Source organism: Brevundimonas huaxiensis, from assembly GCF_014218725.1.
Lineage (GTDB): Bacteria > Pseudomonadota > Alphaproteobacteria > Caulobacterales > Caulobacteraceae > Brevundimonas > Brevundimonas huaxiensis.
Window position 1 is genome coordinate 310,618 of sequence record NZ_JABBJE010000002.1, and the last position, 24,885, is coordinate 335,502.

The 24,885-nt window shown below is 68.0% G+C and carries 29 protein-coding genes and 1 tRNA gene; 23 read left to right on the plus strand and 7 right to left on the minus strand.

Translation table 11 applies throughout. The annotated features are described in order from the left end of the window. Nucleotides 1–61 precede the first annotated feature (61 nt). From HF680_RS15970 to HF680_RS06820, 13 genes are all read left to right on the plus strand, one after another. Nucleotides 62–670 carry a DUF3667 domain-containing protein gene (locus HF680_RS15970; RefSeq protein WP_235968874.1) on the plus strand — a complete coding sequence of 203 codons (609 nt, stop codon included), beginning with the start codon at nt 62–64 and terminating at the stop codon, nt 668–670. Between the two features lie 32 nt (nt 671–702). Further along, a complete protein-coding gene (locus tag HF680_RS15975; RefSeq protein ID WP_235968875.1) occupies nt 703–1,200 on the plus strand; it encodes a hypothetical protein in 498 nt (165 codons plus the stop codon). A 41-nt stretch (nt 1,201–1,241) separates the two neighbouring features. Next, nucleotides 1,242–2,087, plus strand: coding sequence for a tetratricopeptide repeat protein (locus tag HF680_RS06770; protein ID WP_185224507.1), 846 nt, complete (start codon nt 1,242–1,244; stop codon nt 2,085–2,087). A 50-nt stretch (nt 2,088–2,137) separates the two neighbouring features. Continuing rightward, a complete protein-coding gene (gene tilS / locus HF680_RS06775; RefSeq protein WP_394353524.1) occupies nt 2,138–3,322 on the plus strand; it encodes a tRNA lysidine(34) synthetase TilS in 1,185 nt (394 codons plus the stop codon). Between the two features lie 86 nt (nt 3,323–3,408). After that, the gene (gene ftsH / locus HF680_RS06780) at nt 3,409–5,364 is read left to right on the plus strand and encodes an ATP-dependent zinc metalloprotease FtsH (RefSeq protein WP_185224508.1); all 1,956 of its coding nucleotides are present in this window, start codon (nt 3,409–3,411) and stop codon (nt 5,362–5,364) included. Nucleotides 5,365–5,537: 173 nt separating this feature from the next. Beyond that, on the plus strand, nt 5,538–6,755 hold the full coding sequence (locus HF680_RS06785) for an acyltransferase family protein (protein WP_185224509.1): 1,218 nt from the start codon (nt 5,538–5,540) through the stop codon (nt 6,753–6,755). 64 nt (nt 6,756–6,819) lie between these two features. Then, nucleotides 6,820–7,473 (plus strand): hypothetical protein, encoded by a 654-nt coding sequence (locus HF680_RS06790; protein WP_185224510.1) that lies wholly within the window; start codon nt 6,820–6,822, stop codon nt 7,471–7,473. 3 nt (nt 7,474–7,476) lie between these two features. Then, on the plus strand, nt 7,477–7,779 hold the full coding sequence (locus HF680_RS06795; protein ID WP_185224511.1) for a winged helix-turn-helix domain-containing protein: 303 nt from the start codon (nt 7,477–7,479) through the stop codon (nt 7,777–7,779). Further along, nucleotides 7,776–8,579 carry a dihydropteroate synthase gene (gene folP / locus HF680_RS06800; RefSeq protein ID WP_185224512.1) on the plus strand — a complete coding sequence of 268 codons (804 nt, stop codon included), beginning with the start codon at nt 7,776–7,778 and terminating at the stop codon, nt 8,577–8,579. Before HF680_RS06795 ends, folP begins: the two co-directional genes overlap by 4 nt. Nucleotides 8,580–8,642: 63 nt before the next feature. Beyond that, nucleotides 8,643–8,999, plus strand: a complete 357-nt coding sequence (locus tag HF680_RS06805) for a DMT family protein (protein ID WP_185224513.1) — start codon at nt 8,643–8,645, stop codon at nt 8,997–8,999. Between the two features lie 42 nt (nt 9,000–9,041). Further along, nucleotides 9,042–9,386, plus strand: coding sequence for a DMT family transporter (locus tag HF680_RS06810; RefSeq protein ID WP_185224514.1), 345 nt, complete (start codon nt 9,042–9,044; stop codon nt 9,384–9,386). Then, on the plus strand, nt 9,383–10,183 hold the full coding sequence (thiD, locus tag HF680_RS06815) for a bifunctional hydroxymethylpyrimidine kinase/phosphomethylpyrimidine kinase (protein ID WP_185224515.1): 801 nt from the start codon (nt 9,383–9,385) through the stop codon (nt 10,181–10,183). Before HF680_RS06810 ends, thiD begins: the two co-directional genes overlap by 4 nt. Continuing rightward, nucleotides 10,180–10,755, plus strand: a complete 576-nt coding sequence (locus HF680_RS06820; RefSeq protein ID WP_045809716.1) for a nucleotidyltransferase family protein — start codon at nt 10,180–10,182, stop codon at nt 10,753–10,755. Before thiD ends, HF680_RS06820 begins: the two co-directional genes overlap by 4 nt. On the opposite strand, the gene HF680_RS06825 is transcribed toward HF680_RS06820, so the two are convergent. Next, on the minus strand, nt 10,752–11,141 hold the full coding sequence (locus tag HF680_RS06825) for a DUF983 domain-containing protein (protein WP_039246144.1): 390 nt from the start codon (nt 11,139–11,141) through the stop codon (nt 10,752–10,754). The two genes, HF680_RS06820 and HF680_RS06825, sit on opposite strands and share 4 nt — an antisense overlap. A gap of 123 nt (nt 11,142–11,264) precedes the next feature. Here HF680_RS06825 and HF680_RS06830 point away from each other — a divergent pair, with 123 nt between their 5' ends. Then, entirely contained in the window at nt 11,265–14,114 is a 2,850-nt protein-coding gene (locus tag HF680_RS06830) for a tetratricopeptide repeat protein (RefSeq protein WP_185224516.1), read from the plus strand. Nucleotides 14,115–14,305: 191 nt separating this feature from the next. Here the strand turns inward: HF680_RS06830 and HF680_RS06835 are convergent, their stop codons facing one another. The 3 genes from HF680_RS06835 to HF680_RS06845 all read right to left on the minus strand — a co-directional run bounded on the left by HF680_RS06835 (nt 14,306) and on the right by HF680_RS06845 (nt 15,798). Next, nucleotides 14,306–14,584: an HU family DNA-binding protein gene (locus HF680_RS06835; protein ID WP_017506838.1), complete on the minus strand. Its 279-nt coding sequence runs from the start codon at nt 14,582–14,584 to the stop codon at nt 14,306–14,308. Between the two features lie 114 nt (nt 14,585–14,698). Then, nucleotides 14,699–15,511 carry a flagellar type III secretion system pore protein FliP gene (gene fliP, locus HF680_RS06840; protein ID WP_185224517.1) on the minus strand — a complete coding sequence of 271 codons (813 nt, stop codon included), beginning with the start codon at nt 15,509–15,511 and terminating at the stop codon, nt 14,699–14,701. Next, nucleotides 15,508–15,798 carry a FliO/MopB family protein gene (locus HF680_RS06845; RefSeq protein WP_185224518.1) on the minus strand — a complete coding sequence of 97 codons (291 nt, stop codon included), beginning with the start codon at nt 15,796–15,798 and terminating at the stop codon, nt 15,508–15,510. The genes fliP and HF680_RS06845 overlap by 4 nt, the downstream gene beginning before the upstream one ends. Before the next feature lie 145 nt (nt 15,799–15,943). Between HF680_RS06845 and flgB the strand changes: the two genes are divergently transcribed. The 3 genes from flgB to HF680_RS06860 are packed head-to-tail and all read left to right on the plus strand — an operon-like array spanning nt 15,944 to nt 17,106. After that, a complete protein-coding gene (flgB, locus tag HF680_RS06850; protein ID WP_165118293.1) occupies nt 15,944–16,348 on the plus strand; it encodes a flagellar basal body rod protein FlgB in 405 nt (134 codons plus the stop codon). A 25-nt stretch (nt 16,349–16,373) separates the two neighbouring features. Further along, nucleotides 16,374–16,793, plus strand: a complete 420-nt coding sequence (gene flgC, locus HF680_RS06855; RefSeq protein ID WP_369796239.1) for a flagellar basal body rod protein FlgC — start codon at nt 16,374–16,376, stop codon at nt 16,791–16,793. Between the two features lie 10 nt (nt 16,794–16,803). Continuing rightward, on the plus strand, nt 16,804–17,106 hold the full coding sequence (locus HF680_RS06860) for a flagellar hook-basal body complex protein FliE (protein WP_045809720.1): 303 nt from the start codon (nt 16,804–16,806) through the stop codon (nt 17,104–17,106). A gap of 7 nt (nt 17,107–17,113) precedes the next feature. Here HF680_RS06860 and HF680_RS06865 read toward each other — a convergent pair whose 3' ends face one another. The 3 genes from HF680_RS06865 to HF680_RS06875 all read right to left on the minus strand — a co-directional run bounded on the left by HF680_RS06865 (nt 17,114) and on the right by HF680_RS06875 (nt 19,998). Beyond that, complete coding sequence (locus HF680_RS06865; protein ID WP_185224519.1) at nt 17,114–17,656, minus strand: polysaccharide biosynthesis/export family protein; 543 nt, start codon at nt 17,654–17,656, stop codon at nt 17,114–17,116. A 50-nt stretch (nt 17,657–17,706) separates the two neighbouring features. After that, complete coding sequence (locus tag HF680_RS06870; RefSeq protein WP_205196082.1) at nt 17,707–19,044, minus strand: FAD/NAD(P)-binding protein; 1,338 nt, start codon at nt 19,042–19,044, stop codon at nt 17,707–17,709. 93 nt (nt 19,045–19,137) lie between these two features. Then, the gene (locus tag HF680_RS06875; protein ID WP_185224521.1) at nt 19,138–19,998 is read right to left on the minus strand and encodes a WecB/TagA/CpsF family glycosyltransferase; all 861 of its coding nucleotides are present in this window, start codon (nt 19,996–19,998) and stop codon (nt 19,138–19,140) included. Nucleotides 19,999–20,222: 224 nt separating this feature from the next. Between HF680_RS06875 and HF680_RS06880 the strand changes: the two genes are divergently transcribed. The 6 genes from HF680_RS06880 (at nt 20,223) to rpoN (ending at nt 24,827) form a co-directional block, all read left to right on the plus strand. Further along, a tRNA-Leu gene (locus tag HF680_RS06880) sits at nt 20,223–20,309 on the plus strand. A 145-nt stretch (nt 20,310–20,454) separates the two neighbouring features. Further along, entirely contained in the window at nt 20,455–21,069 is a 615-nt protein-coding gene (locus HF680_RS06885) for a ribonuclease D (RefSeq protein ID WP_185224522.1), read from the plus strand. 7 nt (nt 21,070–21,076) lie between these two features. Further along, on the plus strand, nt 21,077–21,736 hold the full coding sequence (gene lptC / locus HF680_RS06890; protein WP_045809723.1) for an LPS export ABC transporter periplasmic protein LptC: 660 nt from the start codon (nt 21,077–21,079) through the stop codon (nt 21,734–21,736). Then, on the plus strand, nt 21,733–22,227 hold the full coding sequence (locus HF680_RS06895) for an LptA/OstA family protein (RefSeq protein ID WP_185224523.1): 495 nt from the start codon (nt 21,733–21,735) through the stop codon (nt 22,225–22,227). Before lptC ends, HF680_RS06895 begins: the two co-directional genes overlap by 4 nt. A 29-nt stretch (nt 22,228–22,256) precedes the next feature. Next, nucleotides 22,257–23,048 carry an LPS export ABC transporter ATP-binding protein gene (gene lptB, locus HF680_RS06900; RefSeq protein ID WP_174087076.1) on the plus strand — a complete coding sequence of 264 codons (792 nt, stop codon included), beginning with the start codon at nt 22,257–22,259 and terminating at the stop codon, nt 23,046–23,048. A gap of 279 nt (nt 23,049–23,327) precedes the next feature. Continuing rightward, complete coding sequence (gene rpoN / locus HF680_RS06905; RefSeq protein WP_185224524.1) at nt 23,328–24,827, plus strand: RNA polymerase factor sigma-54; 1,500 nt, start codon at nt 23,328–23,330, stop codon at nt 24,825–24,827. Nucleotides 24,828–24,885: the final 58 nt, after the last annotated feature.

The following is a 24,885-nucleotide window of genomic DNA, read 5'->3' on the forward strand; positions in this document are numbered from 1 at the left end:
CGCTTGTCCTGACGCGGGGCTGGCGGCAGAACCGTCATCACAGGGATCGGGGGATCAGCGGATGGATATCGAAGGGGCGGGCGCCGTCGTCACGGCCGGACTGGTCGCAGGCGCGATTGAAAAGCCGACGGGCAAGGCCGGCGAGGCCCACGCCCACGGCGTCTGTTCCGACTGCGGGGCCGAAACGAGCGGCAACTTCTGCGCAAACTGCGGCCAGCCGACCCACGTCCACCGCAGCCTGCTGCACCTGGGCGAAGAGCTGCTGCACGGGGTCATGCATTTCGACGCCCGGATCTGGCGCACCCTGCCGCTGCTGTGGCTGAACCCCGGCCGGCTGACGCGCGAATGGGTCGAGGGCAAGCGCACGCGCTACGTCTCCCCGCTGGCGATCTTCCTGTTCACCCTGTTCGTGATGTTCTTCGCGCTCAGCTTTGCGCCGCACCCGGAATCCAAGACCGAGGGCGCCGAGATGGCCGAACGGATCGCGTCCCAGCGTGTCGGTCTGGCCGAGGCGGAAAAGGCCCTGGTCCAGATGCGGGCCGAAAGCGGCGCTCGGCCGGACCCGACGATGCAGATGGCGATCAACGCCGGACAAAAGCTGGTCGACGACCGCCGCGCGGCCTGGTCCGGCTGGAGACCGAGCAGCGCGACGGTCGCGCCGACGGGCTGAAGCCCGGCAGCTGGCAGGCCGGGATCAAGGACATGGCGACCGAAGAGGCCGGCGAGACTAAGCTGAAGGTCATGGGCAAGGACGCCGAGAAGGAGGGGCACGGCATCGGCGCCACGGTCCTGAAGAAGCTGCAGAACCCGGACCTGGCGGTCTATAAGTTGCAGCAGACGATGTACAAGTTCGCCTTCCTGCTGGTGCCCTTGTCCATCCCGTTCGTGGCCCTGCTGTTCCTATGGAAGCGCGGCTTCACCCTGTACGACCACGGGGTGTTCGTTCTGTATTCGCTGACCTTCATGGCCATGCTGCTGATGCTGATGGTCATCGCCGGAACCTTCTGGGGGACATTCGGCCTGGTGGTGATCAATCTGGCGGCGCTATCGATCCCGGTGCACATGTTCGCCCAGATGAAGGGCGCCTATTCGCTGTCCTGGTTCTCGGCCCTGTGGCGGACGATCGCGCTGTTGGTGTTCTGCAACATCGTGGTCGGCCTGTTCATCACGGCCATCGTCTATCTGGGGCTGGGCCACTAGCTCGGCCTTGCGGCGGCCCCAAATCGGTGAAAGCTAGACGTATGACCAAGCTCTCGATCTCTCGTGTTCATCTGCTCGCCGCCGCCGCCCTCGGGGTTGTCCTGATCGGAGGCGGCGCGGTCGCCCAGCAGGCCCAGCCCAACATCATGGAGCGGACCGAGTGGGACAATCGCCGCCTGGACCAGCTGGACCGCAATGTGCGCCGTCTGGAGCGGGCGCTGACCCAGAGAAACGCCGTCGGCCAGCCCGTTCTGGTCGAGCCGGACCCCGAGGTGGTGACGCTGCAGGGGCAGTTCGCCCTGATGGACCGACGCCTGGGCGATCTGGAAGCCACGGTGCGCCGGATCAACGGCGACAACGAGCGGCTGACCTTCCAGCTGGACGAGGCCACGCGCGAGAACGAGACGCTGAAGACGCGTCTGGCCGACGCCGAGGGCCGGTTGCAGAAGCTGGAAACCCAGGCCGAACTGAATGCGCCGATCGAGGCGACCTCGCCCACTGGCGACGCGACCCGCGATCTGGCGGCGGCGGTGGCCCTGCTGTCGACCGACAAACCGCGCGGCGAGCGCGCGCTGGAGACGGTGATCGCGGCCTGGCCCGATACGCCGCAATCGCGTGAGGCCAACTCGCGCCTGGGCGACCTGCGCGTCGCGGCGAACGACAAGGCGGGGGCGGTGCCCTATTACGCCGCCGCCCTGAAGGATTGGCCGCGTATCGGCTGGGCGGCGGATACGACTCTGAAACTGGCCGACGCCCTGTTCGCGACGCAGAGGAAGCCGCAAGGGTGCGCGGCCCTGGCGGAGTTCACGCGCCGCTATGCGCCCGCCGCCTCTGACCAGCAAAAGGCGCGGGCGGCCCAGTTGAAGACGACAGGTTCCTGCGCCTGACGCCTGACCCGGATCTCAGAGCGCGAGCCTTCGCGCGGCTGGATGCGCGACTGACGCGCGATACAGGGCGGCCGCTGGCGCTGGCGCTGTCGGGGGGCGGGGATTCCATCGCCCTGCTGCGACTGACGACGGACTGGGCGCGGACGCGCGGGCGTTCGGTGCTGGCCCTGACCGTCGATCATCGGCTGAATGCGGACAGCGGCCGCTGGACCGACTTTGCGGGCCGGGCGGCGCGGGACGCCGGGGCCGACTGGCGGGGGTTGAGCTGGGACGGGGAAAAACCCGCGACCGGGCTGACGGCGGCGGCGCGGGCGGCGCGGCATGGTTTGATCGCGGAGGCGGCGCGCGAGGCGGGGGCGTCGGTCGTCCTGTTCGCCCACACCGCCGACGACATCGCCGAGGCCGATCTGATGCGAAGCGAAGGCTCGACCCTGGGACGGGTGCGCGAATGGTCGCCGTCGCCGGCCTGGCCCGAGGGACGAGGCCTGATGCTGCTGCGGCCGCTGCTGGGCGAGCGGCGGGCGGGGTTGCGGGATTGGCTGGCCGGGCAGGGGGCCGGCTGGATCGAGGACCCAGCCAACGCCGATCCCCGCTTCGGCCGCAGCCGGGCGCGGCAGGCGCTGGCGGGCGCGGCGCCGCAACCGGTCGATCAGGCGGCGGCGCAAATCGGGGCGCGGCCGACGATGGACGGCGAGGCCATGGCGCGTGTGGACCGCGGCATGGGCGCGCGGGCGCTGGCGGCGGCCCTGGTCTGCGTCGGCGGCGGATCGACGCCGCCTCGGGGTGCGCGGTTGGACGCCCTGACGGCGCGGCTGAAGGCGGGCGAGGATTTCGCGGCGACCCTGTGCGGGGCGCGGATCGAGGCTGTCGGCGCGGCGGTGCGGCTGATGCGCGAGGCCGGCGAGCTGCGCAGACGGGACATTTCGCCGCTGGCGCTGAAGCCCGGCGTCGAGGCGGTTTGGGACGGCCGGTTCGTCTTCTGCGCCGATCGTGCCGGTTGGTCCGTCGTGGTGGCGCGGGGGCGGTTGGCCAGCCTGTCGAACGCCGACAGGGCCGAGATCAATCGACTGCCGGCAGCGACGCGCGGGGCCTGGCCTGTGTTGATCAGGGACGACGCGGTGGCCCCGGTTCTTGCAGGCGAAGGGGTCGAACGGCGCGGCCTTGTCGCGGAACGGCTCAGGCTGGCGCTGGACGAAACGACGCACGAAGACGACCTGATTTCCGCCACCCGATAGCGTAACGCTGATTAAGCCCCTATTTTCCCAGACAGACACATCCAGACCGTCGATCCCACCGGGATCGCGGACGACCGAGGACCTCAATGAACCTGCGTAATCTGGCGATCACCGGCGTGATCATTCTGGCGTTGCTGGCGGGCTATGCGGCGCTGTCGCAGGGCGGCGCCATGAACGGCGTGACGGGCCAGCCGGCCGGCAAGCCCGAGGCCATCAGCTATTCCCAGCTGGTGCAGCGCGTGAACGCGGGCGAGGTCAAACAGGTGACCATCCGCCTGGACAAGGTGAACGGCGAGCTGAAGAACGGCGAACGCTTCACCTCCACCACCGTCTATCCGAACGAACAGCTGGTGGCCCAGATGCTGGCCGCCAACGTCGAGATCGACGCCAAGTCGGGCGGCCAGTCGATCTGGATGAGCCTGCTGCTGGGCATCCTGCCGATCGCGCTGCTGATCGGGGTGTGGATCTTCTTCATGCGCCAGATGCAGGGCGGGGCGAAGGGCGCCATGGGCTTCGGCAAGTCCAAGGCCAAGCTGCTGACCGAGCACAAGGGCCGCAAGACCTTCGACGACGTCGCCGGCGTGGACGAGGCCAAGGACGAACTGCAGGAGGTCGTCGACTTCCTGAAGGATCCGGGCAAGTTCCAGCGTCTGGGCGGCAAGATCCCCAAGGGCGCCCTGCTGGTCGGCCCTCCCGGCACCGGCAAGACGCTGCTGGCGCGCGCGGTCGCGGGCGAGGCGGGCGTGCCCTTCTTCTCGATCTCGGGTTCGGACTTCGTCGAGATGTTCGTCGGCGTCGGCGCCAGCCGCGTGCGCGACATGTTCGAACAGGCCAAGAAGAATGCGCCCTGCATCATCTTCATCGACGAGATCGACGCCGTCGGTCGCCATCGTGGCGCGGGTCTCGGCGGCGGCAATGACGAGCGCGAACAGACGCTGAACCAGCTGCTGGTCGAGATGGACGGCTTCGAGGCGTCCGAGAACATCATCCTGATCGCTGCGACCAACCGTCCCGACGTGCTGGACCCGGCCCTGCTGCGCCCCGGCCGTTTCGACCGCCAGGTGGTGGTGCCGAACCCCGACGTCTCGGGCCGCGAACGCATTCTGCGCGTTCACATGAAGGACGTGCCCCTGGCCGCCGATGTGAATGTGAAGACCATCGCGCGCGGCACGCCCGGCTTCTCGGGCGCCGACCTGGCCAATCTGGTCAATGAGGCGGCGTTGCAGGCGGCGCGCAAGGACCGTCGCATGGTCACCCATCGCGACTTCGAAGACGCCAAGGACAAGGTGCTGATGGGCTCGGAACGTCGCTCGATGGCGATGAACGAGGAAGAAAAGCGCCTGACCGCCTATCACGAGGCTGGTCACGCCATCGTCGCCATGAACGTCAAGATGGCCGACCCGGTGCACAAGGCGACCATCGTCCCGCGCGGCCGGGCGCTGGGCATGGTGATGCAGTTGCCGGAGGGCGACCGCTATTCGATGAAGTATCAGCAGATGATCGACCGGATCGCCATCATGGCGGGCGGCCGCGTCGCCGAGGAGCTGATCTTCGGGCCGGAGAACATCACCTCGGGCGCCAGCTCGGACATCGAACAGGCGACCAAGCTGGCTCGCGCCATGGTCACTCGCTGGGGGTTCTCGGACAAGCTGGGCACGGTGGCTTACGGCGAGAACCAGGAAGAGGTCTTCCTGGGCCACTCGGTCGCCCGCAGCCAGAACATCTCCGAAGAGACGGCGCGCACCATCGATGAGGAAGTCCGTCGCCTGGTGACCTCGGGCTGGGACGAGGCGCGCACGATCCTGACCACCAAGGCCGAGGATCACGAGAAGCTGTCGCAGGCCCTGCTGGAATACGAGACCCTGTCGGGCGAGGAGATCAAGGACCTGCTGGAGAAGGGCGTCGCGCCGAACCGTGACGAGAACAACTTCCCCAACGCCGGGCCTTCGGTCTCGGTGCCGGTGACGCCGGTGTCGGACGGCACGGACATCGAGGTTCCGGTCGCCGCGCCGGCCGCGACGAGCGTGCCGACGGTTCACTGAACCCAGGGGCCTGATCTGAATGCGGAAAGCCCGCCGGGAGAGCGATCTCCCGGCGGGTTTTTCTTTGGGCGTCTTGCTGAGCCACTGGCCGGAGCAACAACCATTTCGACGAACAAGTTTGCATTACAAACCTGTCTGTGAGATATGGCGATCTCGATCGTGGGAGGGACGTCATGTTGATATCGAAAGCAGAGCAGGGGGAGCGGCTGCATGGGCTGGATGCGTTACGCGCCGGGGCGCTGCTGCTGGGGGTGGTGCTTCACGCCAGCCTGTCCTTTGTCCCACCACAGATCTGGATCGTGGCGGACGACAGCCGGTCGATCGGCGCCGCCTGGCTGTTCTTCGCCATCCATCTGTTTCGCATGACGGCCTTCTTCCTCATCGCGGGTCTGTTCGCCCACAGGATGCTGGCGCGGCGAGGTTGGGTCGCTTTCGCCAGGGATCGGGTGGTGCGGATCGCCGGGCCGCTGGGGGCCTTCTGGTTTCCGGTCATGGCGGGGATCGTCACGGCCCTGGTGTGGAACGCCCACGTCAACGGTCTGGTGACGCCCGGCGCGCCGCCGCCACCACCGCCGACCTATGACTGGACCAACTTTCCGCTGACCCACCTGTGGTTTCTGTGGGTGTTGACCCTGTTCTACGCCGTCGTCCTGATCGTGCGGGCGGCGCTGGCTGTGCTGGATCGCAACGGACGGGCGGGCCCGGTGGTGGACAGAATCACTGGCGCGCTGATCGGCCCGTGGACGCCTGCCGTGCTGGCCGCGCCCCTGGCTCTGGCCCTGTGGCTGGACCCGAAATGGATCGCCTTCTTCGCCGTGCCGACGCCGGACGCGGGCGTGATTCCGAACGCCTCCGCCTTGGTCGGATTCAGCCTCGCCTTCGGCCTGGGCTTCGTGCTGGACCGGCGGCGTGATCTGCTGGGCCGTATCGCCAAATGGTCGCCGCTGTTCCTGTGCGTGGCGCTGGTTTCGGGCGTGACGACCTACATCCTTGCGGGCGGACCGAGCATCGCGACGATGGGCGAGCTGACGGCCGGCAAGGCCCTGGCCGCCGCGGTCACGGCGGTCGCCGTCTATGCCTCGGCCCTGGCGGCCATGGGACTGTGCCTGCGCTTCGCCTCGGGCCACAGTTCGGTTCGGCGCTACCTCTCCGACGCCTCCTACTGGATCTACATCGCGCATCTGCCGCTGGTCATGCTGGCGCAGGTCTGGGTGCAGGATTGGGCCGGGCCGTGGTGGGTGAAGCTGGTCGGCGTGTCGGCGGGCGTCTTCGCTGTGTGCCTGGCGTCCTACGAACTGCTGATCCGCCACAGCTTTATGGGGCGGTGGCTGAATGGCCGGCGCGTGCCGTGGCGCAACCGGCCTGCGCCTGCGCTGATCCCCGCCGAATAATTTGCAAACCCTTCCGGCGGCGTCCATCCGAGGGACGCGCCCGTCGCACAGGAATCACACAGCGATGTCCGACAAGTCCCGCACCGGCCCCGAGGCCGACCTGGCCTTCATGAAGGCCATTGTTCAGGGCGGCAATAATCCCAGGGCGACCCTGACGCTGGGCGTCGCCTATCTGGCGGGCGGTCTGCTCTACGGTCTGCAATGCCTGTTCCATGTCGGTCAGGTGTGGGGGATCGTGCGCTGGCCGCCGCTGGGAAGTCTCAGCTTCGTGGTCGCCATCACGGTCGCCTTCCTGATCGTCCTGACCTGGGCCGTGCGTGAAGACCGCAGGACGGGAACGGCCGGCCCGATCGTCACCCGCACGCTGAATGCCGCCTTCAGCGGCGCGGGCATGGCCAATCTGGCGATCATCATCGTGTTCGGCGTGGGCGCGCGCCGCGATCACGACTTCGCGGTCTGGCTCTATTATCCGGCGATGATCTTCGCGCTTCAGTCGGCGGCCTGGTTCGTGGCCTACAGCCTGAAGAAGAAGCCGTGGATGCTGGCGACGTCGTTAGGCGGGTGGATCACGGCGGTCGCGCTGGGTGTGCTGGTTCGCGACGCGGTGGTTTACCTCTACGTCTGCACCCTCGCCCTGTTCGTGCTTTTCGCAGGACCGGGCTGGATCATGACGCGTGCGGCGCTGAAGGCCCGCGCCGTCGATACGGACGTCGGCTGATCCATGGGGCTGGACGCGCTCGGCAAGATCGACGAGGTCATCCACGGCCGGATGCGGCTGGGGATCATGGTCTATCTGGCCGACGCCGAGGCCGCCGACTTCACCGAGTTGAAGACGGTGCTGGAGGCGACGCAGGGCAATCTGTCTGTCCACATCAAGAAGCTGGAGGAGGCGGGATACGTCGCCGTGGCCAAGAGCTTCGTGAACAACAAGCCCCTGACCCGCGTGACCATCACAGCGGCAGGGCGCAAGGCCTTCGCCGCCTATCTGGAGGCGCTGGGCGGTCTGATCGGGCGGTCGGCATGACTGTGCAGGTGATGGGCATCGTCAATGTGACGCCCGACAGCTTCTCGGACGGAGGGCGGTGGGCCTCGACGGAGGCGGCGATCGATCAGGCCATGCGTCTGGTCGTGGATGGAGCGGACGTGCTGGACATCGGCGGCGAGAGCACCCGGCCGGGAGCTGAGCCGGTGGAGGAAGCCGAAGAGATCGAGCGGGTCGCGCCGGTCATCGCCGGCGTCCGCGCGCGCTGGGGCGGGGCGATCAGCATCGATACGATGAAGCCCGCCGTCGCCCGCGCCGCCGTCGCGGCCGGGGCGACGATGTGGAACGATGTGACGGCCCTGAGCCATGCGCCGGATAGTGCGGCGGTCGCGGCGGCGCTGGGCTGCGACGTGGTGCTGATGCATATGAAGGGCGAACCCCGCACGATGCAGGCGGACCCGCGCTATGACGATGTGGTGGGTGAAGTGCGGGATTATCTGCGCGGCCGGGCCGAGGCGGCGATGGCGGCGGGCGTGGCGCGCGAGCGGATTTGGCTGGATCCTGGCATCGGGTTCGGCAAGACCCTGGCGCACAATCTGGCGCTGACGGTGCGGTTGGGCGCGCTGATCGATCTGGGCTTTCCGGTGCTGTACGCCGCCAGCCGCAAGCGCACGATCCAGGCCATCGATCCGACGGCGACCTTGGCGACTGACCGGCTGGGCGGATCGCTGGCCTTGGCGCTGGAAGGCGCGCGGCGCGGGGCGCGGATGGTGCGGGTCCACGATGTGCGCGAAACGGTGCAGGCGCTTATGGTTCAGGCGGCGGTGGCAGCGGCGGAGTGAAGGCCCGCGACGGACGGTCGCAGCCGGTGTAGAGGACAGGTCTGCAACAGCCCTGATGCGCCCATGCCCCTGACCGCCTACATCGCCCCCATCGTCATGTTGTGCCTGTCGAACGTCTTCATGACTTTCGCGTGGTACGGCCATCTGAAGTTCGATCACAAGCCGCTGTGGATCCTGGTCATCGCCAGCTGGGGCATCGCCTTCTTCGAATACTGGCTGGCGGTGCCGGCCAATCGCATCGGCATCCAGGTCTATTCGCCGCCCGAGCTGAAGACGATGCAGGAGGTGATCACCCTGCTGGTCTTCGCCGGCTTTTCGGTGCTGTATCTGGGCGAGAAGCTGACAGTGAACCATCTGGTCGGCTTCGCCTTCATCGCGCTTGGGGCCTTCTTCATCTTCAAGGGGCCGCTGGGCGGCTGATCGCGGCTTGCTCCGGACCGCGGCCTGTTCCATCTGGTCGCCATGTCCTGGGTGATGTCGATCAATCCGTGGGCGACGCTGGTCGTCGCCGGTCTGCTGGAGGTCCTGTGGGCCTCGGGCCTCAAGAATGTGGGCGTCAGCCGGCCGTGGACCTCGCTGGGGGTTGTGATCGCGCTGGCGGGCAGCATGATCCTGTTGTGGGTCGCCACGCAGAAGCTGCCGATCGGTACGGCCTATGCGGTCTGGACCGGCATCGGGGCGGTGGGCGCGGCGGTGGTCGGCATCCTGGTCTATGGCGAGCCGGCGACGGCGGTCAGGGCCGTGTGCATCCTGCTGATCGTGTCGGGCATCGTCGGGCTGAAACTGTTTTCGGGAGCGGCGGCATGAGCGCGCGTCATCAAGGTCGGGTGCTCATTCTGGCCGGGTCCGACAGCGGCGGCGGCGCGGGCATCCAGGCCGACATCAAGGCCGTGACGATGATGGGCGGGTTCGCCGCCACCGCCATCACGGCCATCACGGTGCAGAACACCCTGGGGGTGCACGGCGTCCATCCGCTGCCGCTGGATCTGATCGCCGCCCAGGCGCGGGCCGTGCTGGAGGACATCGGGACCGACGCGGTCAAGACCGGCATGCTGGGCTCGGTCGAGGTGGTCGAGACGGTCGCGGCCCTGCTGGACGAGGCGGACGCCCCGGCGGTCGTCGATCCGGTCATGGTGGCCAAGGGCGGCCATACCCTGTTGCCCAATGCGGCGGTCGAGGCGGTGAAGCGCCTGATGATCCCGCGCGCGGCCCTGCTGACGCCCAATGCGCCCGAGGCCGAGGCCCTGACAGGCCTTGCGGTCCACGACCTGGACGGCCAGAGGCGGGCGGGCGAGGCGCTGCTGGCCCTTGGGGCGCGGGCGGTGCTGATGAAGGGCGGCCATGTGTCGGGGCCGACGGTGATCGACCTGCTGATGACCGCAGACGGCGAGACGGTGCTGGAGGCCGAGCGGGTCGACACCCGCCACACCCACGGCACCGGCTGCACCCTGGCCAGCGCCTGTGCAGCCGGGCTGGCGATGGGGCGGCCGCTGGAGGTCGCGGTGGCCGAAGCCTGGGCCTATGTCGGCGAGGCGATCCGCCGCGCGCCCGGCCTGGGCGGCGGACACGGGCCGCTGGATCACGGCTGGCCGGTGCGGGGATGAGCGAGCTGGAGGCGGAACTGGCCGCCATCGTGCGCGCCGATGCTGGGTTGATGCATGTGCTGACGACCCTCCGGGCGCTGGACCTGCCCGACTGGCGGCTGGTGTCCGGGGCCGTCTATCAGGCCGTGTGGAACGCCCGGACAGGGCGGCCGGCGGGCTATGGGGTCAAGGACTACGACCTGGCCTATTTCGACGCGTCGGACCTGTCCTACGAGGCCGAGGACGTCGTCATCAAACGCGTCGCCGCCGCCTTCGACGAGCCGTTCCGCAGCCAGGTCGAGGTCCGCAACCAGGCGCGGGTGCATCTGTGGTTCCAGAACCGGTTCGGCGAACCCTATGCGCCGTTGCATTCGACCGACGAAGCGCTGGGACGGTTCGTGGCGCCGACCTTTGCGGTCGGGGTGCGGCTGGAGGCGGACGAAAGCCTCAGCGTCGCCGCGCCGTTCGGGCTGGACGACGTGTTCGCCCTGACGATCCGGCCCAACCCGAACCGGCCGACGGCCAGGGGCTGGGCCAAGGCCGTCGACAGCGCGCGGGCGCGCTGGCCCGAGCTGACGGTGATCGAGCCCTAGAAGGGTCCGTGCTTGCCGTTCGAGGAGAACTCGGGCGGGGCGGCCTTGTGGACATATTGTTCGGCGACCAGCCAGGCCTTGAAGGGGCGAAGGCAGCCCAGGCACAGGGCGACCAAGATGGGCAGGGTCACGACCAGATGCACCCAGATCGGCGGATGGACGGTGAAGTCGAACACCATCAGCAGGATCATCCCCACCACCCCGACGGCCGTCATGACGAAGAAGGCCGGGCCGTCCGCCGGATCGGCGAAGGCGTAGCTGAGCCCGCACGCCGGACATTCCGTCTGAAGCGTCAGATAGCCCTTGAACAGCGGACCCTTGCCGCAGCGAGGGCAGCGACAGGCCAGGCCGGTCTTCAGGGTGCTGAGGCGCGGATAATCGGTCATCTGGCGACTATGGGCGTTTAAAACGGCGCTGTCGCGTGGACCGGTTGTCCTAAGGCCATCCCTCATCACGGTGAACGGCGGTTAACCGCGATTAAAGGCCTTGTGCGGCATGGGTCGGGAGATATGTCCGGGGCCTCGCCGACAAAGCGCATCCTGAAGACGACCGTGGCCGCCGCCACGGCCGGCGCCGTCGTGTTCGCGCCGATGGCGCCGCTGGCCCAGGAAGTCGGCCGGTCGCGCGATCCGCTGTCCATCAATATCGGCGCCAACGCCGAGTTCACGCGGGTCGAGTTCGGCGGCGTGATCGGGGTGCGTTCGCGCGTCAGCCGCGAGGGCGACAAGGTCGTCGTCCGGCTAGGGACCACCGCCGCGCCCGACGTTTCGCGACTGAAGGTCGATCCGCCGGCCGGGGTGAAGTCGGTCGAGACGCGGCCGAGCCGGAGCGCGGGCGGCACGGACCTGATCCTGACGCTGGAAGAGGGCGCGGATGCGCGCTCGGGCGTCGCGGACGGGGCGGTTTGGCTGAACCTGTATGCGCCCGGCAAGGCGCCGGAGGGCGGTGACGCCGCCAAGCCGCAGACGACCAAGGCCGTGGTGCCGGTGCGGGCCGAGACGGCCGGCGGCAAGACCGTCCTGACCTTCGACTGGGGCGCGCCGGTAGGGGCGGCCGTCTTCCGCCGGGGCGATGCGGTCTGGGTCGTGTTCGACACGGCCGCCCGCATGGATATGAGCGGCGCCAAGGCGCTGGGGTCGGCCAAGAACGCCCAGTGGGCGGCCGGGCCGGGCTATACGGCGCTGAGGATCGCCGAACCTGAGGGGCTGGGCGTCTCGGCGCAGGGGCAGGGCGGGACCTGGACCGTGACCCTGGGCGGCCCGGACGGTGCGGCGGGCGGGGTCGAGGTCGGCCGGTCCGACGACGGCGCGCCGGTGCTGGTGGCGCAGATGGCCGGGGCGACCAAGGCGGTTTGGCTGACCGATCCGCTGGTCGGGGACCGGTTCGCGGCGGTGACGGCCCTGGCGCCCGGCAAGGGCTACGCCGGCGGACGGCGCACGGTCGATCTGAGCCTGATCCCGACCGCGCAGGGCCTGGCGGTCGAAACGTCGGCCGACGACCTGAAGATCGAGGCGGCGGGCGATCTGGTGACGCTGAGCCGGCCCAAGGGGCTGGCGCTGTCGTCGCCGGCGGCCGGGCTGGAGACGGGCGACCACAATGCGGATGCGCCCAAGCGGGCGGCCTATCCGGCGCTGATCGACGAGGCCTGGGCCGCGACGGGCGAGGCGGGATTCTCGGACCGCTATCGCCGGCTGCAGGATGCCGCCGGGCTGGAGACCATTGCGGCGGCGGACAATCCGCGCGCGCCGATCGAGGCGCGGATGGCGCTGGCGCGGTTCCTGGTCGGGTCGGGCCTGAACTATGAGGCCATCGGGGTGCTGAACGCCCTGATCGCCAAGGCGCCCAACCTGCAAGGCGAGCCCGAAGTGCGCGGCCTGCGCGGGGTGGCGCGCGTCGGCGTCGGGCGGCTGGAGGAGGCCCAGGTCGATTTCGCGGGCGCGGCTCTGGCGGGCGATCCGGCGACCAAGGTCTGGCTGGGCTATATCGCTTCGGAAATGGGCGACTGGGAGGGGGCGCGTCGCAACTTCCCCGCCGACGCCCCGGCCATCGACAGCTTCCCCAAGGAATGGCGCGCGCGGTTCGGCGCGGCCCACGCCATGGCCGCGATCCAGTTGAATGATCTCGCCGCCGCCCAGCAGCTGTTGGCCTATGTGTTCAGCCAGGATGCGCCGGCGGTCGATCAACTGACCGCGCGGCTGGTGCAGGCCCGGATGTTCGAGCTGAACGGCGACAAGAGCCGGGCGCTGGCGGTCTACAAGGCCGTGGCGCGCGCGCCGCTGGACGGGATCGCCACGCCGGCGAAACTGGGAGCCATCAGCCTGGAGCTGGACAAGGGCGCGATCACGCCGGATCAGGCGACCGCCCAGCTGGAACAGCTGAAATGGCGCTGGCGCGGGGATGCGACCGAGATGGCGGTCGTGCGCAAACTGTCGGGCATCTATCTGCAGCAGGGGCGATACCGCGAGGCGCTGGACGCTCTGCGTGGCGCGGGCAAGCGGATGGCGGGCGTGCCGGGCGCAGCCGAAGTGCAGGCGGATCAGGCCAACGCCTTCCGCGCCCTGTTCCTGGACGGGGCGGCGGACGGTTTGCAGCCGGTGCAGGCGCTGGCGCTGTTCTATGACTTCCGCGAACTGACCCCGATCGGGGCGGACGGCGACGAGATGGTGCGGCGTCTGTCGCGCCGGCTGATCGACGTGGACCTGCTGGATCAGGCCGCCGAACTGCTCAAGCACCAGGTGGACGAGCGTCTGGACGGGGTGGCCAAGGCCCAGGTCGCGACCAATCTGGCCACGGTCTACCTGATGGACCGCCAGCCGGAGAAGGCGTTGCAGGCCATTTGGGGCTCGCGCACCACCCTGCTGCCCAATGCGATGAACAGCGAGCGCCGGGCGCTGGAGGCGCGCGCCCTGATGGATCTGGGCCGGTTCGACCATGCGCTTGAGGTGCTGGACCGGGATCAGTCGAACCCGGCGCGCGAGGTGCGGGCCGACATCTTCTGGAAGCAGCAGAAGTGGGGCGAGGCGGCGCCGATCTATGAGGCGCGGCTGAGCGATCGCTACAAGACCGCGACCACGCCGCTGACGCCGGCCGAGGAAAGCTGGCTGATCCGGGCGGGCGTCGGCTATTCGCTGGCGGGCGATCGGGCCGCGTTGCAGCGGCTGAGCGGGCGCTTTGGGCCGATGGTTCCCGGCGCGCGTTCGGCGGCGGCGCTGCGGGTCGCGCTGGACGACAATCTGTCGGGCGTGGCCGGGACGGGCGACTTCGCCAATCTGTCCAGCCAGGCCGACACCTTCGTCGGCTGGGTCAACAGCGCCAAACAGGCGTTCAGAAAAGAAGCGGACGCCAAAAGCGCCGCCTGAAACTGAAACGGGCGGAGATCGCATCGCGACCCCCGCCCATAGAAGCGTCTATTGATCCTCCCCCGTGCTTTACGGGGGAGGGGGACCACGAAGTGGTGGGGGGGGCGGGCCCAGCACGGGTGATGCGGTCGCCCCCTCCACCGCCTGACGGCGGTCCCCCTCCCCCGCGATGCGGGGGAGGATCTATCGGCTTAGCCGTTGACGGCGTCCTTCAGCGGCTTGGAGACGCGGAAGCGCACGGCCTTGGAGGCGGCGATCTTGATGGTCGCGCCGGTAGCCGGGTTGCGGCCTTCGCGCTCGGCGCGGTCGGCGGTGTCGAAGACGCCCAGGTTCGAGATGCGGATGTCGCCGCCCGACTTCAGGGTCGAGTGGATGTTTTCGACGATCGCGGTCAGCACCTTGCCGGCGTCGGCCTGCGAAACACCAGCGTCCTTGGCGACGGCGGCGATCAGTTCGGCTTGAGTGGTCATAAGAAGCGTTTCCAGTGTTAGTCGCCCGATTCCGAGCGAGGACCGGGGGATCAACACGGATTTCCCTATGCTTTGCAAGCGCCGATGACGCTTAAAGCCATATGGGGCGGGGGATTATCCGGTACCGGACGCTCGCTGGAAGCTCTCGACCAGGCTTCCGGCGACCAATCGCCAGCCATCCACCAGCACGAAAAAGATCAACTTGAAGGGGAGGGAGACCACCACCGGAGGGAGCATCATCATGCCCATGGACATCAGCACGCTGGCCACCACCAGATCGATCACAAGGAACGGAACGAAAAGGAGAAATCCGATTTCGAACGCCTTCTTCAACTCGCTGATCATGAAGGCCGGGGTGACCACGCGCAGGGGCAGGTCCTGGACGTTCTGGGGCGGGTCGATCTTCGACAGACGGGTGAACAGGGCGAGGTCCCCGCGGTCCACCTGGGCCAGCATGAAGGTTTTTACGGGTTCGGACGCCTGATCGAAGGCCTGGGGCAGTTCGATCTGCTGATCCATCAGCGGACGGATGCCCGAATCATAGGCGTCCTGCCAGGTCGGGGCCATGACGATGGCGCTGAGGAACAGCGACAGGGACACCAGGACGGCGTTTGGCGGCGACTGTTGCAGGCCCAGCGCCGTGCGCAGCAGCGACAGGACCACGATGATCCGCACGAAGCTGGTGGTCATGATGACGATGGATGGCGCCAAGGACAGGACGGTCATCAGACCGACCAGCTGGACCACGCGCTGGGTCAGGCCGGCGCCGGTGCCCAGATCGATGTTCAGCGCCGAGCCGCTTTGCGCCGCCTGCTGAGCCAGGGCCGCGACAGGCCAGGCCAGACAGACCAGGGTGGTGAATAGCGACAGCAGGGCCGCGCGTTTCAGCTCGGCGCTGGTCGGCTTGACGAAGACGGCGGGCTTCACTGGCCGCCTCCCATTTTGCCGAGAGAGGGCTGACGCGGTTCGATCAGTTCGCGGCCTTCGCCCAGCAGGATCAGCCGTTCCTCGTCGTCGACGCGGACCAGAACCAGACGGCGGGCGGGGTCCAGCACCAGGGTCTCGACGACCTGAAGCCGGCGCTCGCCGCGCTCAGCATTCAGCCGGGCCAGGATCTGCGGCGCATAGCGGCGCGCAGCCCAGGCCGCAATTCCGATCAGGCCGAGGGTGAAGGCCAGGCCGAAGACCGCCCGGGCGAGATCGAGGAAATTCATGACGCTGCAAAGGCCCCGCGCAGTCCGCGCTCAGGCCGCGAATGTTAACCACCACGGTTAACGACCCGTTGAGATAACCCCCTATTAACCATCCAGGCGGCATTTTCTGCCCATCGCGCGCATTCGCGTCGCACGGGAGACCGCCATGGGCGTCGCCGACATACCGCTGCTGGGGCAGATCAAGGGCCGACTGGGCTGGCTGGACGCACGCCAGCGGGTCATCGCCGAGAACGTCGCCAACGCCGATACGCCGGGCTTCGTCGGGCGCGACCTGAAACAGCCGACCGACTTCGCCGCCGCCATGCACTCGGGCGGGGGGCTGCAGATGGTGCGCACCAATGCTGCCCATATCGCGCCGGCCGGTTCGCCGGTGCGGTTCGCTCCGACCAAGGCGCCCGATTCGGAGACCACGCTGGACGGCAATTCGGTGGTGGTCGAAGAGCAGATGCTGAAGATGGCCGAGAGCCGCATGGCCTATGACGCCGCCATCGGCTTCTACCAGAAATCCATGTCCATGATCCGCATGGCCGCCAAGCGGCCGGGCGCCTGAGCTGATGGCCGAGAAGGACTGACCCATGCCTGATCCCATCCCCCCTTCGAACAGCGCCATGGCGGTGGCGGCCTCGGCCCTGAAGGCGCAGCAGTCGCGCATGCGCGTGATCGCCGAGAACATCGCCAACGCCCAGTCGACGGCGCGCACGCCGGGCGGCGAGCCCTATCGCCGCCAGATCCCGGTCTTCCAGGCGCGCGAGGTCGATGGGGCGACCGGCGTCACCCTGGCCGAGGTCCGGCCCGACCAGGGCGACTTCAAGATGGACTATGACCCGTCGCACCCGGCCGCGAACGCGCAGGGCTATGTGATGCGGCCCAATGTCGACACCCTGGTCGAGGCGATGGACATGCGCGAGGCGCAGCGCGCCTATGAGGCCAATCTGAACGTCATCGAGACGGCGCGGTCGATGGACAGCCGCACCCTCGACATCATCAAACGCTGAGGGCTAGGCCATGAATCCGATGATGGCCGCCAAGGCCTATGCCGCCGTTCAGGGCGGCGCCATGCCGACAGCAGCCCAAGCGCCCGGCGTCGGGGACGGCGGCTTCGCCGACCTGGTCAAGAACGCCATGACCGACATGACCCAGCAGTCGCGCGCGGCCGAAACCCAGATGACACGATCGGTCCAGGGCCAGGGCAATCTGATCGATGTGGTCACGGCGCTGAGCTCGGCCGAGGCGTCGCTGGAAACGGTGATCTCGGTCCGCGATCAGGTGATTTCCGCCTATAAGGAAATCATGGCGATGCCGATCTGACGGCGGGTCAGAAGTAGCGTTCGCCGATCCGCAAAGTGTCGCCGGGCGAAACACGCGCATCGGCGGTCAGCGGCTGGGCTTCTTCGACCTGTGATCCGGCGCGACGCACGAAGACGCGGCGCGTGTTGGCGCGATAGGTGAAGCCTTGCGCCGTCGCCACGGCGTTCAGCACCGTCAGGTCCGGCAGATAGGGGTATTCTCCCGGCCGATTGACCTCGCCCAGGATGTAGATCGGCCGATAGGTCAGGACCTTGGCGGTGACGCGCGGCTGGTTCAGATAGCCCTGGCTCAAGGCTTGAGCGACGCCGTCCTGAAGCTGGGCGCCCGTCAAGCCGGCAGCCTGAACCTCGCCGATCAGGGGCAGGGCGATCCGGCCATTGGCGTCGATCACGAACTCGCCGCCCAGCGCCGCCTCGCCGAAGACGTCGATGCGCACCTTGTCTGCGGAGGCGAGGCGATAGTCCGATACGCTCTGAGGCGCAAAGGCCGTCAAGCCCAGCGACAGGATCGCGACCAGCAGGCCGATGCCTCTTCTTGCCTCCAATGTCATCGCCCCTGATCGCTTCAGGTGTGAAGTCTAAACGTGTCGGTTGTTCGGGTCTAGGGGCGGTTCGACAGGATACGGGCGGCGAGATCGCGGGCCTGGCCGCGCAGGTCGGGCACGGCCGTCATCTCCCAGAAGGCGCCGCGCGTCAGTGGGCCGATGGCGTGAAGACCACGCGCGGGGGCGCCTGCGCCGTCCAGCAGACCGCCCTCGTCATCGACCTGCAGGCCCAGGCCCAAGGGGTCGGGGCGACCGTAACCCTTGTCCAGGATATCGCGGATCATCGGCTCGGTGCTCTTGGAGATCACGCCCAGCGGCCCGGTGCAGTTCACGACCAGGTCGAACCGCTCCTTGATGGCGCGCTTTTTTCCGCGTGGACGCCACGAGACCTCGATGACGTCGGTCGCCTTCAGCTCGGTCAGCTTGCCGGCCAGGATCGTCAGTTCGCCGCCGGCCAGCATGGAATGGATGTCGCGCGCCGGGCCGGGCGACAGGCGGTGACGATGCACGTCCCACAGGGGGCGCAGATGGCGCAGAAAGCGGCTGCGCTCCACCCGCGACCAACCTCGCCAAATGTCGCGCGCGGAATGGCGCAGGCGGTCGAACACGGCGCGCCAATCGGCCTCGGCGGTCGCGGTGCGGATCTGACGCAGGATTTCGGCCGGGCTGCCCGAAAACGCGCCGACATAGGGCGTGGGCGGGACAGTCGCGTGGGCGCGGGGCAGAAGGCCGTGACGCGACAGGGCGGTCAGGCGGCGTCCGGGCCGGCGCAGGGTGATGGCTGCATCCACCATCGTCAGGCCCGAACCGATCAGCAGGACGTTGCGGGCGTCTCGCGCCGTCTGAGGATCGAACCGCCAGGGGTTTTCGACATAGGCAGGGGAGGCGCGCACCGCGTCCTCGACGCCGGGGGGCGAGGCGGGCTCCAGATTGCCCAGCGCCAGCACGACCTGATCGGCCGCGACCTCTCCGTCGCTGGTCACGATGCGCCAGCCGTCGTCCTGGCGATCGATGGATTGCGCCTTGGCGCCGATCAGGGTCAGGCGGTCGGGGGCGTCGTCCAGCGCCTCGTCCAGCAAGGCCTGAAGATAGTCGCCATAGACGCCGCGGGTGATGAAGCCGTCCTGGGCGCGCCACGACGGCTGTTCGGCCAGCCAGTCGGCGAGGTGGGCGGGCTGGTCGGGAAAGGCGCTCATATTGTCCAGGCGGACGTTCAGCAGATGGCCGGGATTGCCGGTGTCATAGGCGGTGCCGGGACCGAAAACGCCGCGCCGTTCGATCAGGGTGACGCGCACATCGCGCGAGGCCTTCAGCAGATTGACGGCGGTCAGCAGGCCGCTGAAACCCGCGCCGACGATGGCGACATGCGGTCCATTCTGCTGCGGCACGCGCACCCCCGTTTCCCGTTTCCGTCGCTGTCGATAACACGCGCCGGGCCAGAGGGATCATGGCGATAAATATCTATCTGGCCAGTAGGAATAACGTGATCAGCGGTTGCGACCCCTTGCCTTGCGGATGTCGCGCAGGGCCAGCGGGAGGAGCGTCCAGGGCTCGACGCAGTAGCGGGCGAACAGCCGTTTGGGGTCGTGCAGCAGGCGATAGGCCCATTCGACGCCGGCGCGTCCCATCCAGCGCGGGGCCGCGCTTTGAACCCCCGCCTCATAGTCGAAGGCGGCGCCGACCGACAGGATGACGCAATCGGGCAGGCGCTCGAAGTTTTCGGCGATCCATAGCTCCTGGCGCGGCATCCCCATGCCGACGAACAGGATATGGGGCTGGAACGCCGTGATCCGATCCAGGACGGCGGCGTTCTCGGACGAACCGGGCCGGGCGTCGAAGAAGCCGTGGTGGATGGCGATGTCGGCTTCCGGATAGCGGAGCTTCAGCCGGCGGGCCGCCTCGTCGCCGACGCCGGGCGCGCCGCCGACGGACAGGACGCGCCAGCTTTGACGGTTCGCCACGCTCCAGAAATGGTCGCGCCAGTCCAGATAGGTGCAGCGATGAAAGCCCCGGCTGTGCAGACCCAGGGCGCGCGAGAAGGCCAGAAGCGGTGTCGAATCGACCTCGATCAGATCCGCCTTGTCGTAGAAGGCGCCGAGTTCAGGTCGCTTCTGCATCAGATACAGGCTGTGCAGATTGTGATTGGCGATCAGGCTTTTTTCGCCCTGTCGCACCGCCTGCTGAATGTGGTGCAGCACCTCTTCCGGCTTCACCAGATCCATCGATTGACCCACGATCGTCACTCGCTCGTGGGCGCGGCGGTTCTGGCGAAACGGCGCGCGCGGCCGGGCGCGGCGCTCCGGGACGAAGCGCTCTGGCGCAGAGGGGCTAAGAGACGGGTCCGCCATGCGGCGCTTCTAGGCGACCTGGCCTCAAGACGGGGTTAGAAAACAGGCTTAGCGCCCATTAAGTCGCCACCGAACGCGGATCGAAAATGATGTGCGGCCAGGCTTGGCGCGCCGCGCGCGCAAGAAATCTCGCAAAGGCGAAAAATCCTTGTTGACCCCGCCCGGAGCCTCCCTTAGAGGTCCGCGCCTTCCCGATGGAAACGCCGCAAGGCGCTGCCGACGGGGCCCAGATGGCGGAATTGGTAGACGCGCTGGCTTCAGGTGCCAGTGGCTTAACGGCCGTGGAGGTTCGAGTCCTCTTCTGGGCACCATCTTTCAGAAAGCGTCGCACCGAACGGTGCGGCGCTTTCTTTGTTTTGGCCTATCGCCTCGCGCGCGCCGCCCCGCTGCTTGAGGCCCGTTCGTGGTTGAGCTTGCCCGTTTCGCGCGCCGCGTTCGCCGTGTAAGAGCCTGAGCATGACCGTTTACCTGCATGAGGGCGACCTGCCCGACGATCTGGACCTGGGGTCCGAGGTCGCCATCGATTCCGAGACCATGGGCCTGCGTTTTCGCCGCGATCCGCTGTGCGTGGTGCAACTGTCGTCGGGCGACGGAAACGCCCATGTCGTTCGGCTGAACCGGCCCGCCTATAACTGTCCGAACCTGAAGCGGGTGCTGACCGATCCGGCGGTGACCAAGATCTTCCATTTCGGCCGGTTCGACATCGGCATGTTCCTGCTGCACCTCGGCGTCCAGACGCGTCCGGTCTATTGCACCAAGATCGCCTCCAAGCTGGCGCGCACCTATACCGACCGGCACGGGCTGAAGGATGTGGTGCGCGAGACGGTGGGCGTGGACCTGTCCAAGGCGCAGCAGTCCTCTGACTGGGGCGCCGAGACGCTGAGCCAGGCGCAGCTGGACTATGCGGCGTCGGATGTCCTGTATCTGCACGCGGCGAAAGCCAAGCTGGACATGATGCTGGCGCGCGAAGGGCGAACCGAACTGGCCGCCGAATGTTTCGACTTCCTGCCGACGCGGTCGGCGCTCGACCTGGCCGGCTGGGACGAGACCGACATCTTCGCCCACAGCTGAGGCGCGCTTGACCGAACACGGCGAACAGTCCCGCATCGAGGCCGACGAGGCCAGGGTCGCCCTGGCCGGCGCCCGCTGGCGTGCGCGCTCGCGGCGGGTGAAGCTTTATCGCCGCGTCCTGCCGATCGTCATCCTGGTGCTGGCGGGCGGCGCCCTGACCTGGACCGTGTTCCGCACCGTCATGTCGGGGGTGGAGCGCAAGGCCAGCCAGAGCCAGGAAGTCCGCCTGGATGCGCCCCTGTTCCACGGTCAGGATGCACAAGGCCGCGCCTTCACTGTCGGCGCGCAAGGCGCCGTGCGCGACCCCAATACCGGCAAGTTCAAACTGATCGGCCCGGCGCTGAAGCTGAACCTGGGCGGGCGCAAGGTCACCGAACTGACCGCCGACGGCGGCATCTATGACGAGCAGGCCAAGACGGTGACGATCGGTCCGAACGTGCGCATTTCGGACGGCGGCACGGGCTTTGTCCTGACCACGCCCGAGGCGGTGGTCGACACCTCGACCGGAAACGTCACCGGTTCAAAGGGCGTTCAGGGTTCCGGCCCTATTGGAACCATCAACGCATCGTCCTATGCGATCTACGATCAGGGACAGCGCGTCGTGTTCGACGGCGCAGGCGACAACAAGGTGAAGGGCGTTCTGACGCCCAAGGGGTCAGGCGGATGATCGTGACGAAGATTTCGAAGGCGCTGGCTGTCGTCGCGGTGGTGGCCGTCGTGGGCATGCCGGCCCTGGTCGATGCCCAGGCTCAGGCGACCAATCAGCCCGTCGCCTATGGCGCGGACTCGGTCGAATACGCGCCCAACCGCATCATCCTGCGCGGCCGGGCCGAGGCGACGCAGGGCGGCAACCGCTTTCGCGCCGACACCCTGACCCTGGTCAGCGGCGAGGGCGGCGATCTGCAACGCGCCGAGGCCAGCGGCACCGTCTATTTCGTGACGCCGGACCAGTCGATGCGCGGCGACCGGGCCGTCTATAATCTGGGCAATGGCGAGATCGTGGTGACGGGCAACGTCATCCTGACCCAGGGCAAGAACGTCCTGACCGGCTCGCGCCTGGTCTACAACATCAACACCGAGTCTGCCCGCATGGACGGCGCGCCGCGCGGCGCCGCCGGAAGCCGCGTGCAGGGCGTCTTCTATCCCAACTCGAACTGAGGCCGTCTGGCCGTCACGGACCTGAGCATTTGGCGCGCAAGGAACTGTCAGCCCTGAACCTGGACGAGCGGCCGCAACCGGCCGCCGTGGCGCCCGCGCCTGCGGAAAAGGGCCTGCGGGTGATGAACCTGGCCCGGTCGTTCGGCCAGCGTCAGGTCGTGCGCGACGTTTCCCTGACGGTCCAGCGCGGCGAGGTGGCAGGCCTGCTGGGTCCCAACGGGGCCGGCAAGACCACCTGCTTCTACATGATCACCGGCCTGATCCCGCCGGATTCGGGCGCGATCTGGCTGGACGGCGAGAACATCACCGGCCAGCCGATGTATCAGCGCAGCCGCATGGGCCTGGGCTATCTGGCGCAGGAAGCCTCGATTTTTCGCGGCATGACGGTCGAGCAGAACGTCAAGGCGGTGGTCGAGCTGAACTATCCGCGCGACCAGATCCGCGCCGAGACCGACCGGCTGCTGAACGAACTGCACATCGACCATCTGCGCCATGCGCGGGCCACCGCGCTGTCGGGCGGTGAGCGTCGGCGGGTGGAGATCGCGCGGGCGCTGGCGGGCCGGCCGTCTTTCATGCTGCTGGACGAACCCTTCGCCGGCATCGACCCCCTGGCCATCGCCGACATCCGCACCGTGATCCGCTATCTGGCCAGCCAGGGCATCGGCGTTTTGATCACCGACCACAATGTGCGCGAGACCCTGGACATCACCGACCGGGTGTCGATCATCTCGAACGGCGCGGTGCTGTTCGAAGGCACGTCCGACGAGGCGATCCACGACGCCGAAGTGCGCCGGGTGTATCTGGGCGAAAACTACATCTGATCTGCGGGTGTCGTCATCCTCCGGCGAGCGTAGCGAGACCGGGGGACCCAGCGGCGCGCGGAAGCGCGAAACTGTCGCGGACCAGGATTCTCCAACATCGTGCGCCTGAAGCATCGCCTGCGGCGCCGCTGGGTCCCCCGGTCTGCGCCGCGAAGACGCGGCTTGCCGGAGGATGACGAAAGGGTCTGAGGCCGCGTTCGTCTCGCGTTAACCGGTTCGGCGACATTCTGCCCCAGCAAGTTCCGGGCCACTCGGCGGCCGGGCGGGAAGATTTCGGACGTGATCGGGCAAAGGTTAGAGGTCAGGCAGGGGCAGGGGCTGGTCATCACGCCCCAGCTGCAGCAGGCGATCAAGCTGCTGCAACTGTCGAACCTTGAGCTGGAGGACTTCGTCGAGGCCGAGCTGGAACGCAATCCGCTGCTGCAACGCGAGGAGCCGGAAAGCGAGACGCCCGAGCCGGTCGAGCGCGTCGAGGCGGCTTCGGATAGCGAAATGTCCTTCGGCGACGGGGTCGCGGACGCAGCGGCGTCTTCGATGGACGCCGGTTCCGACGATGTCTACGGCGACGCGGCGCCGGGCGAGCGCACCAGCGACCGGATGACCGACGAGGCCCAGCCGGGGCTGTCGGACTGGTCCAGCGCCGGCAAGGGCGGCCAGATGTTCGAAGGCGAGGGCGAGCGGCCTGACGCGCACGAGCTGACCCTGTGGGAACATCTTCAGGCCCAGGCGTCGAGCGCGGGCCTGTCGCCGGCCGACCACGGCATCGCCCTGACCCTGATCGATGCGACGGACGAGGGCGGCTATCTGCGCGGGGAACTGACCGAGTTCGCCGACCGGCTGGGCGTGCCGCTGGAGCGGATCGAGGCGGTGCTGGGCGTCTGTCACGGCTTCGAGCCGACCGGGATCATGGCGCGGTCGGTGCCGGAATGCCTGAAGCTGCAGCTGATCGAGCGCAACCGGTTCGATCCGGCGATGGCGGCCCTGCTGGACAATCTGGACCTGCTGGCCAAGCGCGACCTGGCCGGCCTGCGCCGCGTCTGCGAGGTCGATGGCGAGGATCTGACCGACATGATCGCCGAACTGCGGGCGCTGACGCCGCGTCCGGGCGCAGGCTTCGGCGGCGAGCCGGCGCAGACGGTCGTGCCCGATGTGCATGTGCGGCCAGACCCCGCCGGCGGCTGGCGGGTCGAGCTGAACGCCGACACCCTGCCGCGCCTGTTGGTCGACAAACGCTATCACGGCCTGGTCCAGGCCGGCGCGCGCTCGGATACCGAAAAGACCTTCGTCGCCGACTGCGCCGCCCAGGCCAACTGGCTGGTCAAGTCGCTGGATCAGCGGGCCAAGACCATTCTGAAGGTCTCGTCCGAGATCGTGCGCCAGCAGGACGCCTTCCTGGCGTTCGGCGTCGAGTTTCTGAGGCCGCTCAATCTGAAGACCGTCGCCGACGCCATCGGCATGCACGAATCCACGGTCAGCCGCGTCACCTCGAACAAATATATCGCCACGCCGCGGGGCGTGTTCGAGCTGAAATTCTTCTTCACGGCCGCCATCCAGTCGGTAGACGGCGCATCGACCCATTCGGCCGAAGCCGTCCGTCACAAGATCAAATCCATGATCGACGGCGAGGGGCTGGAGGGCGACGTTTTGTCCGACGACCGGATCGTGGAAATCCTGAAGGAAACGGGCATCGACATCGCCCGCCGCACCGTGGCCAAGTACCGGGAAGCCTTGAGGATTCCGTCCTCGGTCGAGCGTCGCCGGATGCTGAAGACCGGCTGACATCCACAGCCAAGCGTGACCACAAATCGGTGATCTGGATTGACACCAAATCGGGTCG

What these genes read in the sequence shown, in the direction of transcription:
- HF680_RS06820 (WP_045809716.1), top strand. Translation starts at nt 10,180, where the DNA reads ATGAGCGAGCTGGAGGCGGAACTGGCCGCCATCGTGCGCGCCGATGCT.
- thiD (WP_185224515.1), top strand. Translation starts at nt 9,383, where the DNA reads ATGAGCGCGCGTCATCAAGGTCGGGTGCTCATTCTGGCCGGGTCCGAC.
- HF680_RS06790 (WP_185224510.1), top strand. Translation starts at nt 6,820, where the DNA reads ATGTCCGACAAGTCCCGCACCGGCCCCGAGGCCGACCTGGCCTTCATG.
- HF680_RS06885 (WP_185224522.1), top strand. Translation starts at nt 20,455, where the DNA reads ATGACCGTTTACCTGCATGAGGGCGACCTGCCCGACGATCTGGACCTG.
- HF680_RS15975 (WP_235968875.1), top strand. Translation starts at nt 703, where the DNA reads ATGGCGACCGAAGAGGCCGGCGAGACTAAGCTGAAGGTCATGGGCAAG.
- HF680_RS06825 (WP_039246144.1), bottom strand. Translation starts at nt 11,141, where the DNA reads ATGACCGATTATCCGCGCCTCAGCACCCTGAAGACCGGCCTGGCCTGT.
- HF680_RS06845 (WP_185224518.1), bottom strand. Translation starts at nt 15,798, where the DNA reads ATGAATTTCCTCGATCTCGCCCGGGCGGTCTTCGGCCTGGCCTTCACC.
- HF680_RS06865 (WP_185224519.1), bottom strand. Translation starts at nt 17,656, where the DNA reads ATGACATTGGAGGCAAGAAGAGGCATCGGCCTGCTGGTCGCGATCCTG.
- flgC (WP_369796239.1), top strand. Translation starts at nt 16,374, where the DNA reads ATGCCTGATCCCATCCCCCCTTCGAACAGCGCCATGGCGGTGGCGGCC.
- HF680_RS06860 (WP_045809720.1), top strand. Translation starts at nt 16,804, where the DNA reads ATGAATCCGATGATGGCCGCCAAGGCCTATGCCGCCGTTCAGGGCGGC.
- flgB (WP_165118293.1), top strand. Translation starts at nt 15,944, where the DNA reads ATGGGCGTCGCCGACATACCGCTGCTGGGGCAGATCAAGGGCCGACTG.
- HF680_RS06785 (WP_185224509.1), top strand. Translation starts at nt 5,538, where the DNA reads ATGTTGATATCGAAAGCAGAGCAGGGGGAGCGGCTGCATGGGCTGGAT.
- HF680_RS06795 (WP_185224511.1), top strand. Translation starts at nt 7,477, where the DNA reads ATGGGGCTGGACGCGCTCGGCAAGATCGACGAGGTCATCCACGGCCGG.
- HF680_RS06835 (WP_017506838.1), bottom strand. Translation starts at nt 14,584, where the DNA reads ATGACCACTCAAGCCGAACTGATCGCCGCCGTCGCCAAGGACGCTGGT.
- HF680_RS06810 (WP_185224514.1), top strand. Translation starts at nt 9,042, where the DNA reads ATGTCCTGGGTGATGTCGATCAATCCGTGGGCGACGCTGGTCGTCGCC.
- folP (WP_185224512.1), top strand. Translation starts at nt 7,776, where the DNA reads ATGACTGTGCAGGTGATGGGCATCGTCAATGTGACGCCCGACAGCTTC.
- HF680_RS06875 (WP_185224521.1), bottom strand. Translation starts at nt 19,998, where the DNA reads ATGGCGGACCCGTCTCTTAGCCCCTCTGCGCCAGAGCGCTTCGTCCCG.
- HF680_RS15970 (WP_235968874.1), top strand. Translation starts at nt 62, where the DNA reads ATGGATATCGAAGGGGCGGGCGCCGTCGTCACGGCCGGACTGGTCGCA.
- HF680_RS06895 (WP_185224523.1), top strand. Translation starts at nt 21,733, where the DNA reads ATGATCGTGACGAAGATTTCGAAGGCGCTGGCTGTCGTCGCGGTGGTG.
- HF680_RS06830 (WP_185224516.1), top strand. Translation starts at nt 11,265, where the DNA reads ATGTCCGGGGCCTCGCCGACAAAGCGCATCCTGAAGACGACCGTGGCC.
- ftsH (WP_185224508.1), top strand. Translation starts at nt 3,409, where the DNA reads ATGAACCTGCGTAATCTGGCGATCACCGGCGTGATCATTCTGGCGTTG.
- HF680_RS06805 (WP_185224513.1), top strand. Translation starts at nt 8,643, where the DNA reads ATGCCCCTGACCGCCTACATCGCCCCCATCGTCATGTTGTGCCTGTCG.
- HF680_RS06770 (WP_185224507.1), top strand. Translation starts at nt 1,242, where the DNA reads ATGACCAAGCTCTCGATCTCTCGTGTTCATCTGCTCGCCGCCGCCGCC.